10 protein-coding genes are annotated in these 14,328 nt (G+C 44.0%); 6 read left to right on the top strand and 4 right to left on the bottom strand.

Annotation, left to right across the window (positions count from 1 at the left end; translation table 11 throughout):
* The first annotated feature begins 269 nt into the window (after positions 1–269).
* Positions 270–2,870: a TonB-dependent receptor gene (locus ACLI08_RS12295; RefSeq protein ID WP_411428791.1), complete on the top strand. Its 2,601-nt coding sequence runs from the start codon at positions 270–272 to the stop codon at positions 2,868–2,870.
* A gap of 103 nt (positions 2,871–2,973) precedes the next feature.
* On the opposite strand, the gene ACLI08_RS12290 is transcribed toward ACLI08_RS12295, so the two are convergent.
* The 3 genes from ACLI08_RS12290 to ACLI08_RS12280 form a co-directional block, all read right to left on the bottom strand.
* Complete coding sequence (locus ACLI08_RS12290; RefSeq protein ID WP_411428790.1) at positions 2,974–3,435, bottom strand: hypothetical protein; 462 nt, start codon at positions 3,433–3,435, stop codon at positions 2,974–2,976.
* Between the two features lie 60 nt (positions 3,436–3,495).
* Positions 3,496–3,777, bottom strand: coding sequence for a hypothetical protein (locus tag ACLI08_RS12285; protein ID WP_411428789.1), 282 nt, complete (start codon positions 3,775–3,777; stop codon positions 3,496–3,498).
* Between the two features lie 228 nt (positions 3,778–4,005).
* Positions 4,006–4,824 (bottom strand): hypothetical protein, encoded by an 819-nt coding sequence (locus ACLI08_RS12280; protein WP_411428788.1) that lies wholly within the window; start codon positions 4,822–4,824, stop codon positions 4,006–4,008.
* Between the two features lie 136 nt (positions 4,825–4,960).
* Here ACLI08_RS12280 and gcvP point away from each other — a divergent pair, with 136 nt between their 5' ends.
* A complete protein-coding gene (gene gcvP / locus ACLI08_RS12275) occupies positions 4,961–7,810 on the top strand; it encodes an aminomethyl-transferring glycine dehydrogenase (RefSeq protein WP_411428787.1) in 2,850 nt (949 codons plus the stop codon).
* Between the two features lie 73 nt (positions 7,811–7,883).
* On the opposite strand, the gene ACLI08_RS12270 is transcribed toward gcvP, so the two are convergent.
* On the bottom strand, positions 7,884–8,444 hold the full coding sequence (locus ACLI08_RS12270) for a hypothetical protein (RefSeq protein ID WP_411428786.1): 561 nt from the start codon (positions 8,442–8,444) through the stop codon (positions 7,884–7,886).
* Positions 8,445–8,557: 113 nt separating this feature from the next.
* Between ACLI08_RS12270 and ACLI08_RS12265 the strand changes: the two genes are divergently transcribed.
* The 4 genes from ACLI08_RS12265 (at position 8,558) to ACLI08_RS12250 (ending at position 14,242) form a co-directional block, all read left to right on the top strand.
* On the top strand, positions 8,558–8,932 hold the full coding sequence (locus tag ACLI08_RS12265; protein WP_411428785.1) for a group III truncated hemoglobin: 375 nt from the start codon (positions 8,558–8,560) through the stop codon (positions 8,930–8,932).
* A 231-nt stretch (positions 8,933–9,163) separates the two neighbouring features.
* A complete protein-coding gene (locus ACLI08_RS12260) occupies positions 9,164–10,222 on the top strand; it encodes a 3-oxoacyl-ACP synthase III family protein (RefSeq protein WP_411428784.1) in 1,059 nt (352 codons plus the stop codon).
* A 419-nt stretch (positions 10,223–10,641) separates the two neighbouring features.
* Positions 10,642–13,470: an excinuclease ABC subunit UvrA gene (uvrA, locus tag ACLI08_RS12255; RefSeq protein WP_411428783.1), complete on the top strand. Its 2,829-nt coding sequence runs from the start codon at positions 10,642–10,644 to the stop codon at positions 13,468–13,470.
* Between the two features lie 46 nt (positions 13,471–13,516).
* The gene (locus tag ACLI08_RS12250; RefSeq protein ID WP_411428782.1) at positions 13,517–14,242 is read left to right on the top strand and encodes a TIGR00730 family Rossman fold protein; all 726 of its coding nucleotides are present in this window, start codon (positions 13,517–13,519) and stop codon (positions 14,240–14,242) included.
* The last annotated feature ends 86 nt before the right edge of the window (positions 14,243–14,328 follow it).

Raw genomic sequence — 14,328 nt, 5'->3', positions numbered from 1 at the left:
CGCGTTTAGAATTGTTCAACCTTTTGCGCAGCAGTAATACCTGTGCGTAAATTCACCACTTTAATAAAATCAAACATACCATGTTAAGTTTAAGTTACCAGTTAGCCGGGATAGCTTCTATATCTCTTACAAAATCCCTTAAATTTTTCTTAAAGCCATTGCCAAGTTTTACATTATTGTAAACAAAACAGCTTTTAACCCTTCCTTAACCTTTCTATTCTCAATGATTTTGAATTTTGGGCATAAACAATTTAAAAAAATACCCTGAGATGAAACAGCGTATCAAATCGTTCTTTTTATTTACAATGTTACTGGTGGCTACCCTTTCTTTTGCACAGGAAAGAATTACCGGCACAGTTAACGATGCCACAGGTGCCCCGCTTCCGGGTGCTTCTGTAGCAGTAAAAAATGGCTCTGATGCCACCTCTACCGATGCTAACGGAACATTTACCTTAAGTACTTCTAAACTATCGGGCCAGGTAGTAATAAGCTTCCTGGGGTACAACAGCCAAACGGTAGACTTTACCATTACCGCGGGAACACCGTTAAATCTTGGCACTATAACCCTGGCAGAAGCGTCGCAGGAACTTGAAGGCGTAGTGATTGTGGGTAAAGGTGTTATAGACCTTGCCCAGGACAGGCGTACACCTGTGGCTGTGAGTAACATAAGTCGTAAGGAAATACAGGAAAAAGCAGGTAACCAGGAATTCCCTGAAGTTATGAAAAACACGCCCGGTATTTATGTAGCCAGCCAGGCAGGCGGTTATGGAGATTCTAAAATGTATGTGCGCGGTTTTGACCAGACTAACACTGCATTTATGCTAAACGGACAGCCTATAAACGGTATGGAAGATGGCAATATGTACTGGAGCAACTGGAGCGGCATGACTGATGTGGCTAACTCTGTTCAGGTACAGCGCGGGCTTGGTTCGTCTAAGCTTGCCATGTCTTCGGTAGGTGGTACGGTAAACATAGTTACTAAAGCCACAGACCTAAAACAGGGTGGTTTTGCACAGTCTATTATTGGTAATAACAACTTTGTAAAAACAACCGCAGGCTACAATACAGGGCTCATGCAAAACGGTTTTGGTGTAAGTGCCATGCTTACAAAGTGGAGTGGGGACGGCTATAACCGTGGTACGTACGGAGAGGGATACAACTATTTCCTGTCTTTTGGGTACAAGGCTAATGACAAGCATTTGTTTAACTTCCTTGTATTTGGCGCGCCGCAGTGGCACGACCAGAACTTTACAAAACCGCTGTCGCAGTACATGCAGTATGGCCGCAAGTACAACAACAACTACGGTTTCCTTTGGGGTGACTACCTTAGCGAGCGTAGGAACTACTACCACAAGCCGGTAGCCAACTTTAACTGGGATTACACCATTAGCGATAAAATGAACCTGAGTACGGTACTATACGCCTCATGGGGCCGCGGTGGAGGAACGGGTAACTGGGGTAATGCCCGTAAACGTACAGACGATGAGCATATTGATTTTAATGCCATATACAAAGCCAACCAGGCACTTACCGATGGCATAGGAAACGTAAGTAATGCTTACGCGATACGAAACTCGGTAAATAACCACGCATGGTATGGAGTGGTAAGTAACTTTAACCACAAAATAACTGATAACTTTAGCTACAACGCCGGTATAGACCTTCGTACCTATAAAGGCACACACTACAGGGAAATATCAAACTTCCTGGGCTTAAGTGGTTTCCAGGTGCCCGGAGCAGGTGTTAAGGGTGGTAACCAGCAATATCCTGATGGGTTTGTGGTAACAGAACAGTATAGCGCTAACCCATGGAGCGCGTTTGTAAACAAACCTGCAAACAACCAAAAGGTTAACTACGATTATGATGAGCGCATAAGCTATGCCGGTATCTTCGGCCAGGCGGAATATGCTACAGACGATTTCTCTGCATTTGTACAAGGTGCATTATCTAACCAAAGCCACGTACGCTGGGATAGGTGGCAGTACACCAAAGAAAACGAAAAATCGGCTAAGGTTACTAATGCCGGTTATAACATTAAAGGTGGTGCAAGTTACAACATTGCCGAAGGGCACACCGTATTTGCAAACGCAGGCTTCTACTCGCGCCAGCCGTATCATGACAATATTTACCTGAACTTTGGTAACCAGGTTAACCCGCTTACTAAAAACGAGAAAATAACAGGGCTTGAGGCAGGATACCGTTTCCGCAACACCTATGTAGATGCCGATGTAAACGTATACCGCACTACCTGGAAAAACCGGGTTACCACTACAAGTACTACCGATGCAGATGGTAACGAAACCTTTGACAACAACTCTGGTGTAAGCCAGCTGCACACGGGTGTTGAGTTAGAATTTACGGCGCACCCTGCAAAACAACTTGATGTAAGGGGCTTCGGGTCGTTTGGCGACTGGAAGTACGACGACAACGTGTACAAACGTAAATTTGACCAAAACCAAAACCTTATCAGCGAAGAAATTGTCGACGTAAAAGATGGTAAAGTAGGTGGCGGTGCACAGAGCGTATTGGGCTTAGGCGCAGTATACAAAATAACCAAAGGCCTTAGCATAGACGCTGACTGGAGGAACTATGATAAACTGTATGCTACTGTAGTTACTAAAAACAACGTAGAACTACCATCTTACGACCTTGTAGATGCCGGGGTTACCTACAGGCTAAACTTTAAAGACAACTCGCTACAGTTCCGTGTAAACGTAAACAACGTGTTCGACGAGGTTTATATTACAGAGCTTACCACTGCAAACCCTGTTACAGACGGTGCCACTACGTACAAAGGCATTAATGTTACAAACAACGGTTTCTTTGGTAACGGCCGCACCTGGAACTTCAGCATGCGTTACAACTTCTAAGATTTTTAGGTAGTTACATATATTCTATTTTAGACAAACCCGACCTTCGTTTGAAGGTCGGGTTTGTTATTTTGAACGCAATCGGTAACTTTATTAACTTATACTAAAACTCTTTGAAACGGTATTTTAAACGATATTTGAATTCGGCTATTTCGTTACGTGCAGTATGGTTTACGCTTTCGAAAACCAATGAAATTATTACAGGGCCAATAATAGTTAAAAGCGTTATAACTATACATACATACGATAAATACTTTATATTGGTGTATAAACGGCTTCCGTAAAATAAATCAGTATATATGCGGTCGTCTTCATTTATATATAATATTCCGTCAGCCAACTCTATAGCAACCAGCTGCTGTAAAGTTTCGGTTTCTGCTACTACAAGTTTTACCTCACTCTCATTTATAAGCGGCAAATCCTTGAAGCCACTCTCCCGAAGATTAAACGTACTGCCATCGGCCAGGCGCGCTATAGCAGAGCTATCTTGTTCTACAACTACTGTCGCCTTAATTTTTTGTACAAAAAACGGTGTGCCAAATTTAGGATTAAATACCTGTAACATTAATCGGTGGTTTTGTTTTGAGTCGAAGATACTAATTTTATCACAGCAAAAACGAACTTATTATACCACTTTATCGGATTCGTTATTACTCAACACAGCTACCCCGATTATGCAGGCGCCAACGATAATGCCTAACGCCACTACGGCACTGCCTGTATTAGCGTTTTCGGTAACTAATACAGGGCGTATTCTTTCGGAGTAACCTCCTCCTCCGGGACTATATTTTTTATAAACCTCATCTACATTATAGCTCTTAGTTTCAAGTTCAGAATAATTAAACATAATAGCCGAAAATACTACCGCAAAAAACAGCAAGCCAATTCGTACGTAATTTCTAATCATAACACGGTTGTTTTGTTGGTTTTAAAAAGTAGTGCAAGGTAATGAAAAATTTAGGTAGCGTGGATTTTCTGTCAATACTATTAAGCAGATGCTTTAGCTATTGTAACTCCCACCCCGCCCTGCGGGCACCCCTCCGAAGGAGGGGAATTGTAGCACAGGAACAGCAGAGTGGTATTCCCCTCCTTCGGAGGGGTGGCTGAAAGCCGGGGTGGAATTCAATAGCACGTATTACACCACCCTATCCAGCAACAACAATAAAACCAACCAAAACACCGGTACGCTCTCTACCCAAAATAGTGTGTAATACTTAGGGCGCTGCGGGGTGGCAAACTGTGTAAATAGCCCCACCATAAGCAGTAGCATTACATTGGCTACCAACTGATGGAAATCGGTATGGGTTTTAAAAAACTCCAAAAAGTAGAATATAGCCAGCAGAAACAGGTTAAGCAACCGTGTGTTTTTTACACCTATTTTTTGCGGTACGGTTTTAAGCGCGGGGTCGTCTACGCTAAGGTCTATGATTTCAAAAATCAAGATAAGGATAATTACAAGCAAAAAGCGCTGGCAAAACTTCAGCCAGGCGTCGTGCCCTAAATCCAGTCCGGCATTAAGCAGCGGCATCAGGGTTGTAACACCTGCCCAGCACAGGGCTACTATGTATATTTTTATCCCGGCAAGGTTACGCAGGTTGCCCCTTGGCGATACCGGTACCGCATACAGCACGGCAAACACAAACAGTACCAGTGCGGCAACCTGAGCCTTTGCAGACAGCATAAAAAAGCACCACGCCCCCACTGTTAAAGCGAACAGGCTTACAGCCAAAACCGCTTTGTAAAACAATGTTTTCGGCGCGCTTTTCCTGAAAACAGCTTCGTACTTTATAAAGTTGTACCCAAACAATGTCCCGAAAAACGCAAAACCTGCCATAGGCGTATTAAACGGCAGCCCAAACATGTGGTAGGTCATTAAAACAAGGCTAAGTACCGCCACTGCTACGTGGATGCTGCCATGGACGTAAAATCTTAACAATCGTTTTAGTATTCCCATACGGTAAAATTAATCAATATCACAAAGGTTATTAACTTGTGTTGAAAAATTCACAAATTGTAGTTTTAAGATCGATAAAAATTTGAATATAAATGATTATTTTTGTTACCTTAAAAAAACAACGCACTCAACACACATGAAAACAGATGCTTTTGCTTTAAGGCACATAGGCCCAAGGGAGGCTGACCTCCAACACATGTTTAAAACAATTGGCGTGGAAAGCATAGACCAGTTGGTTTACGAAACCCTTCCGGACGACATCCGCCTGAAAGCACCGCTTAACCTGGACCCTGCACTGAGTGAATATGAGTACCTAAACCATATTACCAAGCTGGGACGCACTAACAAAATATTCAGGTCGTTTATTGGCCTTGGGTATCACCCTGCCATAGTACCTGCACCTATACAACGTAATATTTTTGAAAACCCGGGGTGGTACACTGCCTATACGCCGTACCAGGCCGAAATAGCGCAGGGACGCCTTGAAGCGCTGCTAAACTACCAGACCACTGTAATAGAACTTACTGGTATGGAAATAGCAAACGCATCGTTACTGGATGAAGGTACTGCCGCTGCCGAAGCTATGGCACTACTTTTTGATGTGCGCAACCGTGACCAGAAAAAGAACAACGTAAACAAGTTTTTTGTTAGTAACGAAATACTTCCGCAAACCTTTAGCGTACTGCAAACCCGTTCTACACCTATAGGCGTAGAGCTTGTGGTGGGCAACCATGAAACCTTTGATTTCTCATCTGACTTCTTTGGTGCCATACTGCAATACCCGGGTAAATTTGGTCAAATATACGACTATGCAGGCTTTATAGCCAAAGCAAAAGAAGCGGGTATTAAAACAGCTGTTGCTGCAGATATACTTAGCCTTACCGTACTAACCTCTCCGGGCGAACTTGGAGCAGATGTTGCCGTAGGTACCACACAGCGTTTTGGTATACCTATGGGTTACGGCGGGCCTCACGCGGCGTTCTTCGCTACAAAAGAAGAATACAAGCGTTCTATGCCGGGCCGTATTATAGGCGTTACTATAGATACTAACGGTAACCGTGCACTACGTATGGCGCTGCAAACCCGCGAGCAGCATATTAAACGCGAAAAAGCTACGTCAAACATTTGTACCGCTCAGGTACTGCTTGCTGTTATGGCAGGTATGTATGCTGTATACCATGGCCCGAAAGGCCTTCAGTATATTGCTAACAAAGTACATGCTGCTGCTGTAACTACCGCCGATGCGCTTAACAAACTTGGCGTATACCAAACGAACACTGCTTTCTTTGACACTATTGTAGTGAAGGCTGATGCCGCTAAAGTTAAGGCTGCTGCCGAAGCTAAAGAAATCAACTTCTACTACATAGACGAAAACACCGTAAGCATATCGTTTAACGAAACTACATCTGTAAACGATGTTAACGATATTATTTCTGTTTTTGCAGAAGCCACAGGCAAGACTGCCGAAACGGTTACGGCACTTACAGAGGCTGTAAACTACCCTGAAAATCTTACCCGTACCAGCGAATACCTTAAACACGATGTGTTTAACAGGTACCACAGCGAAACGGCTCTTATGCGCTACATTAAAAAACTGGAGCGTATGGACCTTGCCCTTAACCACAGTATGATTTCGCTGGGCTCATGTACCATGAAGCTTAACGCTGCTGCCGAAATGCTGCCGCTAAGCTTACCAAGCTGGAACAGCATTCACCCGTTTGCGCCGGTAGAACAGGCACAGGGTTACCAAACCATGCTTAAAAAACTGGAACAACAGCTTAACGTAATTACAGGTTTTGCAGGTACTACGTTACAGCCAAACAGTGGCGCACAGGGTGAGTACGCAGGCCTTATGGTAATTCGTGCGTACCTTAACTCCATTGGCCAAAGCCATAGGAACATTGCCCTTATACCGGCTTCAGCTCACGGAACTAACCCGGCTACTGCGCACATGGCAGGTATGGAAGTTGTTGTAACCAAAACTTCTGAAAACGGAAACATAGATGTAGAAGACCTTAAAGCCAAAGCAGAGCAGTACAAGGATAACCTTGCCTGCCTTATGGTTACCTACCCGTCTACCCATGGTGTATACGAGGCGTCTATCATAGAAATAACCAACATTATCCACGAAAACGGCGGACAGGTATATATGGACGGCGCTAACATGAACGCACAAGTAGGCCTTACAAACCCGGCTACCATTGGTGCTGACGTGTGCCACCTTAACCTGCACAAAACGTTTGCTATTCCTCACGGTGGCGGTGGCCCTGGTGTAGGCCCTATTTGTGTGGCAGAACACCTTGTACCGTTCCTACCGGGTAACCCTGTAATCACTACAGGCGGCGATAAGGCCATTACTGCAATTTCTGCAGCACCTTGGGGTTCTGCACTGGTATGCCTTATCTCTTACGGTTACATTACCATGCTGGGTGCCGAAGGCCTTAAAAGCGCTACAGAGTACGCCATACTTAATGCTAACTACATAAAAGAACGCCTTGCAGGCCACTATGACACCCTTTACACTGGCGAAATGGGCCGCGCAGCGCACGAGATGATTATAGAATGTCGTCCGTTTAAAGCAAAAGGTATTGAGGTTACAGATATAGCCAAGCGTCTTATGGACTATGGCTTCCACGCACCTACAGTATCGTTCCCGGTGGCGGGCACGCTTATGATAGAACCTACCGAGAGTGAGAACCTTGAGGAGCTTGACCGTTTTTGCGATGCCATGATTTCTATCCGTAAGGAGATTGAGGAAGTTTCGGCAGAAGACAAAAACAACGTCCTTAAGAATTCTCCGCACACACTGGCCATGCTTACCGCAGATACATGGAATCTTCCATACAGCCGCGAAAAAGCTGCTTTCCCGCTGGAATACCTTCAGGAAAACAAATTCTGGCCGGCAGTACGCCGTGTAGACGATGCCTATGGCGACCGTAACCTGGTTTGCTCATGCGCACCTATCGAAGCTTACATGGAAAACTAAGAGTTTCTTGATTATACTAAAAAAGCTACCCAAATGGGTAGCTTTTTTTTATGAGTAGCCGTCAATTATTTGTTTAAAGGTTATTGGCCGTTTTATAATAAGCTGCCGTTACGGTAAGCCATTTCCATCCCGCAGTACTATAATCGTAGTACCGTTTATAAAACGTGGCTTTTAACGAGCTATCGTTGATGTATTCGAGTTTTAAAGGCATACCGAACTCCTCGTAATCAGAGAGGTTTAAATTTTCCGGCATTACTAAGTCAATGCCTTTAGTTCTCGGATTGTATTTAAACTGGGCACTCATACCACTTGCAGTAAATATAGTGTACCCCTGAGGTATTCCCGGAGATTCAAAATAGACATTACAATGCGGCAGAGAAAAACTCGCCATTTTTATAAAACCATCTAATACTACTAAATCAGTACGGTAATTTGTAAAATATTCCGGTATTTCGGTCATTAAATCTGTTGAAGTAACCCCGTTGTTATCAAGATCTGCTGCCACGTCAGATGTCATAGAAGTAAATTTGTACCTTCCCGAAAAAGGTAACGAATCATCATCTTTATTATCTTCACTGCAGGAAGTGAAAAGCATCGCGGAAAGACCGATGCAAATAAGCATTTTAAATTTCATGTTGACTGGTTTTGTATAAAGCTACAAGATAGGTAAAAAATGGTAATTTAAAGCCTGATACAAATCATTTTCTCAACCCATATAAATAATAATCTTTGCAGCAAAACAAACACATGAACGACATACAAACCCGCAATGACCTGGAAAAACTACTCTGGGCATTTTACCGCAAACTACTGGCAGACCCATCCATCAATTATATCTTTACACGCGTGGCTCAGATAGACCTTGATGCGCACATGCCTTCGCTCACTGACTTTTGGGAACAAATGCTATTAGAGCGCAACGGCTATAAAAAGAACGTAATGCAAATACACTTGGACCTTAACGAAAAGGAAAAACTCACCGCCGAACACTTCACCATTTGGCTAAATCATTTTAATGCCACAGTAGATGAAATGTATGCCGGCAACATTGCAGAAAATGCAAAAACCCGTGCGCTTTCTATAGCCACAGTAATGCGCGTAAAACTTGCCGACGCACTTTAGCCCGCTGCATATACTCTTTGCCCTGTAACTACCCCCTTGAAACTTCTACCTGTTTAAGAAATGTTTACAAATAAAACCGGTGTTGTGATACAAATAGTTCATTAATTCGGCGTAATGAACCATCTATGCTGATGTTTTTAAAATTATTATGCAAGCATACAACTTTTATGGTGTTTTCACGTTTTTAATGTTTACATTAGCAAGACAGAAACAGAAACAGGAAACTATAATATGAATATTAAAATAACAGGGAGCGGCAGCTACATCCCTAACCGGATTGTGCCAAACATTGATTTTGCCTCTCACCTTTTTTTAGATGAAGAAGGCGTACAGCTACCCTACTCTAACGAGGTAGTTACCGAAAAATTTAAACAAATTACAGGTATTGAAGAACGCCGCTATGCCGATAAAGATTTGCTTACCAGCGACATTGCCTACTTTGCTGCACAAAAAGCTATTGAAGACTCCGGTATAGACCCCGAAACGTTAGATTATATTATACTGGCGCACAACTTTGGAAACGTAAAGCATGGTGCTATACAAACCGACCTTGTACCCAGCATTGCAAGCCGTGTAAAGCACAGCCTCCGTATTAAAAACCCGAACTGTGTAGCGTATGATATTCTGTTTGGTTGCCCGGGCTGGATTGAAGGTGTTACCCAGGCCATGGCTTTCATTAAGTCGGGTATGGCAAAACGCTGCCTGGTTATAGGCGCAGAAACTTTGAGCCGTGTAGTAGACCCGCACGACCGCGACAGCATGATTTACAGCGATGGCGCAGGGGCCACAGTAATAGAAGCTACCGAAGAAGAGGGCGGCATACTGGCACAGGCAAGCGCATCTTTTACGTATGATGAGGCGTATTTCCTGTTTTTTGGCAACTCCTACAACAAAGATCACGATCCGGATGTGCGCTACATAAAAATGCACGGACGCAAAATATATGAGTTTGCCCTTAGTAATGTACCTAAAGCCATGAAAGAATGCCTTGAAAAAAGTGGCGTAGATATCAGTGAGGTTAAAAAAGTACTGATACACCAGGCAAACGAAAAAATGGATGAGGCGATTATACAGCGTTTTTACAAGCTGTATAAGCAAACCCCACCCGAAGGTATTATGCCTATGAGCATCCATAAGTTGGGCAACAGCAGTGTGGCTACCATACCTACACTGTACGACTTGCTTAAAAAAGGCTTACTTAACGACCAGGCGTTACATAAAGGCGATGTGGTTATTTTTGCCAGCGTAGGCGCCGGTATGAACATAAACGCGTTTATATACAAAATGTAAAGGCTACGGCCTATCAGGATAAACAGAAAAGCGGACTTTTTCAGATGAGGAGTCCGCTTTTTGGTTTAGTATAAAATGGCTTTGCGAGGAGGAACTACGAAGTAATCTGAATATCTGATAAAGATTGTTGCACTTCGCTCGCAAAGACGTGCCGGATTAGACTGGAAACTGCGACTGTGACTGAAAACTGCGACTGCGCTCAGTCTTTGCGAGAAGGAACAGCGAAGCAATCTGAATATCTGATAAAGATTGCCGCGCTCCGTTGCACTTCGCTCGCAAAGACGTGCCGGATTAGACTGGAAACTGCGACTGCGACTGAAAACTAAAACACATCACAGTTTAACACCACCTTACCACTCCCCTACGCCTAAAAATTGCCATAAAATCAGTACCTTTGCGTTTTGCACACCTACTCAAATATGCTGAACACAGACGAAACGATTGAAGTGCTTGGCGCACGCGCCCACAACCTTAAAAACATAGACGTTACCATTCCCCGCGAAAAGCTTGTGGTTATTACAGGGCTATCGGGTTCGGGTAAGTCGAGCCTGGCTTTTGACACCATATATGCCGAGGGGCAGCGCCGTTATATAGAAACGTTTTCGGCCTACGCGCGCCAGTTCCTGGGTGGGCTGGAACGCCCCGATGTAGATAAAATAGACGGCCTTAGCCCGGTTATAGCCATAGAGCAAAAAACTACCAGCAAAAGTCCGCGCTCTACTGTGGGTACAATTACAGAGATATACGATTTCCTACGACTTCTTTTTGCCCGTGGTGCCGATGCGTACAGCTACGTTACCGGCGAAAAAATGGTAAGCTACAGCGACGACCAGATAAAACAACTGATTACCGAAAAGTTTAACGGCAAGCGTATTAACATTCTTGCGCCTGTGGTACGCGCCCGTAAAGGACACTACCGCGAGTTGTTTGAACAGATTTCTAAGCAGGGTTTTCTTAAGGTACGCATAGATGGCGAAATCCGCGATATAGAAAGCGGCATGAAGCTGGACCGCTACAAGGTACACGATATAGAAATTGTGATAGACCGCATGGCGGTAGATGATACCGAAGATACTGACAAGCGCCTTACCGAAAGCATAAAAACCGCTATGCATCATGGAGATGATGTAATGATGGTTATAGAGCACGGCAGCGAAGACGTACGCTATTACAGCCGTAACCTTATGTGCCCTACCAGCGGCATATCGTACCCTAACCCGGAACCTAATAATTTTTCGTTTAACTCGCCTAAGGGCGCGTGCCCGCATTGTAACGGACTGGGTACGGTAAACGAAATCAACCTTAAAAAAATAGTACCTAACCCTAAGCTGAGTATAAAGCAGGGCGGTTTTGCACCACTGGGCGAATACAAAAACTCGTGGATTTTTAAACAGCTGGAGGCCATTGGCGAAAAGTTTGGCTTTAAGCTGACAGACGCCATTGAAAAAATTCCAGCGGAAGCCATGGAAATGATACTGAACGGCGGTAAAGAGAAATTTACCGTTAACAGCAAAACCCTTGGCGTTAACCGCGAGTACAAAATAGAGTTTGAAGGCATATCATCGTTCATAAAAAACCAGTTTAACGAGGAAGCATCAGCATCCATAAAACGTTGGGCTAAAGAATTTATGGACGAAATACCGTGTCCGGTGTGCCATGGTACACGTCTGCGCCAGGAATCGCTTTACTTTAAGGTAAATGGCCTTAACATAGCAGAACTGAGCAGTATGGACATAAGCGACCTTTCGGCCTGGTTTGCAGACCTTAACAGCAACCTATCTGAAAAGCAGAAAGTAATCGCTTCAGAAATCGTAAAGGAAATCAGCGCCCGCCTGGGATTCCTGGTAGATGTGGGGCTAAACTACCTGTCGCTTAACCGCAGCTCAGGAACACTAAGTGGTGGTGAAGCACAACGTATACGACTTGCCACACAAATAGGCTCCCAACTTGTGGGCGTACTTTACATATTAGACGAGCCGAGCATAGGCCTCCACCAACGCGATAACGAAAAGCTAATCCACTCGCTGGAGTCGCTGCGCGATATAGGCAACTCGGTTATTGTGGTAGAACACGATAAGGACATGATAGAGCGCGCCGACTATGTTATAGACATAGGCCCTGCAGCGGGGCGTTTTGGCGGGCAAATAGTAAGCAAAGGCACCCCGAAAGAATTACTTAAGGAACATACGCTTACCGCTGCTTACCTAAACGGCGAAAAAGAAATCGCTATTCCTAAAAAACGCCGAGAGGGTAACGGTAAAACCATAAAACTTACCGGTGCTACAGGTAACAACCTTAAAAATGTTTCGGTAGAGTTTCCGCTGGGTAAGCTCATTTGTGTTACCGGTGTTTCGGGCAGTGGCAAGAGTACACTGATAAACGAAACCCTGTACCCCATATTAAACGCGCACTTTTTTAACGCGGTAAAAAAACCGGCACCGTACAAAAAAATTGAAGGGCTGGAGCATGTAGACAAGGTCATCGATATTGACCAAAGCCCTATAGGCCGCACGCCACGCTCTAACCCCGCAACCTATACCGATGTGTTTAGCGAAATACGCACGCTGTTTACCCAAACACCCGAAGCTATGATTCGTGGCTATAAGCCGGGGCGTTTTAGCTTTAACGTAAGCGGTGGTCGTTGTGAAACCTGCGAGGGATCGGGGCTGCGTGTTATAGAAATGAACTTCCTGCCCGATGTGTACGTAGAGTGCGAAACCTGCCAGGGAAAACGCTTTAACCGCGAAACGCTGGAAATACGTTACAAAGGAAAATCCATAGCCGATGTTCTGGATATGACTGTAGACGAAGCAGTTCCGTTTTTTGAAAACATACCGAAGATTTACCGCAAGATAAAAACCATACAGGATGTAGGCCTTGGGTACATTACCCTTGGGCAGCAAAGCACTACACTTAGTGGTGGCGAGGCGCAACGTATAAAGCTGGCTACAGAACTTTCTAAAAAAGATACCGGCAACACGTTTTACATTATGGATGAGCCTACCACGGGGCTTCACTTTGAAGACATCCGTGTGCTTATGGATGTTATTAACAAGCTGGTAGACAAGGGTAACACCGTACTTATTATAGAGCATAATATGGATGTAATAAAACTGGCCGACTATATTATAGACATAGGTTATGAAGGTGGTAAAGGCGGCGGACAGCTGGTAGCTAAAGGTACACCGGAACAGGTGGCTAAAGATAAAAAAAGCCATACGGCACGATTCCTGAAAAAGGAATTATAAAAAATACTATCTTAGCGGGCTTTTTTAAAATTTAACAAAAAGACAAATGGCAAAGGAAAAATATAACAGTGAAGACGAATGGATCCACGAAGGCTTAAAGCAAAAGTCGTGGAATGAAATCAGGGTTAACGACTCTTGGGCTATTTTTAAGATAATGTCAGAGTTTGTAAACGGATTTGAAACCATGGCCCGTATAGGCCCTAGTGTATCTATATTCGGTTCGGCACGTACTAAGCCGGATAACAAATACTACACCCTTACAGAGGAAATAGCCGAAAAAATATCTAACGCCGGTTATGGCGTGATTACAGGCGGAGGCCCGGGTATAATGGAAGCCGGTAACAAAGGCGCACACCGCGGCAGCAGCCCATCGGTAGGGTTAAATATAGAACTGCCATTTGAGCAGCACTTTAATCCATACATAGACCACGATAAAAACCTTAACTTTGATTACTTCTTTGTACGCAAGGTTATGTTTGTAAAATACTCTCAGGGGTTTGTGGTTATGCCGGGTGGTTTTGGTACGCTTGATGAACTTTTTGAAGCAATAACGCTTATCCAGACAAAAAAGATTGCAAAATTCCCTATAATACTTGTAGGAACTGAATTTTGGGGTGGACTAATAGACTGGATAAAAACGGTTATTATAGAAAAACACAACAACGCCAGCCCAGACGACATGAATCTGATAAAAGTGGTAGACACTGCAGATGAAGTAGTTGCGGTAATAGATGCGTTCTACAAAAAATACAGCCTTAGCCCTAATTTTTAAGATTAGCATAAGAGCGAAAAAAATTGTGCCGTACAGTTTTGTACGGCACAATTTTTTTATAACTTTTCAGTTATAGTTGGGCTACG

It is taken from the genome of Flavobacterium sp. RNTU_13, assembly GCF_046614455.1.
Lineage (GTDB): Bacteria > Bacteroidota > Bacteroidia > Flavobacteriales > Flavobacteriaceae > Flavobacterium.
Note: the sequence above shows the minus strand (reverse complement) of the source record. Positions and strands in the feature narration are given on the sequence as shown.

What these genes read in the sequence shown, in the direction of transcription:
- ACLI08_RS12295 (WP_411428791.1), top strand. Translation starts at nt 270, where the DNA reads ATGAAACAGCGTATCAAATCGTTCTTTTTATTTACAATGTTACTGGTG.
- ACLI08_RS12290 (WP_411428790.1), bottom strand. Translation starts at nt 3,435, where the DNA reads ATGTTACAGGTATTTAATCCTAAATTTGGCACACCGTTTTTTGTACAA.
- ACLI08_RS12285 (WP_411428789.1), bottom strand. Translation starts at nt 3,777, where the DNA reads ATGATTAGAAATTACGTACGAATTGGCTTGCTGTTTTTTGCGGTAGTA.
- ACLI08_RS12280 (WP_411428788.1), bottom strand. Translation starts at nt 4,824, where the DNA reads ATGGGAATACTAAAACGATTGTTAAGATTTTACGTCCATGGCAGCATC.
- gcvP (WP_411428787.1), top strand. Translation starts at nt 4,961, where the DNA reads ATGAAAACAGATGCTTTTGCTTTAAGGCACATAGGCCCAAGGGAGGCT.
- ACLI08_RS12270 (WP_411428786.1), bottom strand. Translation starts at nt 8,444, where the DNA reads ATGAAATTTAAAATGCTTATTTGCATCGGTCTTTCCGCGATGCTTTTC.
- ACLI08_RS12265 (WP_411428785.1), top strand. Translation starts at nt 8,558, where the DNA reads ATGAACGACATACAAACCCGCAATGACCTGGAAAAACTACTCTGGGCA.
- ACLI08_RS12260 (WP_411428784.1), top strand. Translation starts at nt 9,164, where the DNA reads ATGAATATTAAAATAACAGGGAGCGGCAGCTACATCCCTAACCGGATT.
- uvrA (WP_411428783.1), top strand. Translation starts at nt 10,642, where the DNA reads ATGCTGAACACAGACGAAACGATTGAAGTGCTTGGCGCACGCGCCCAC.
- ACLI08_RS12250 (WP_411428782.1), top strand. Translation starts at nt 13,517, where the DNA reads ATGGCAAAGGAAAAATATAACAGTGAAGACGAATGGATCCACGAAGGC.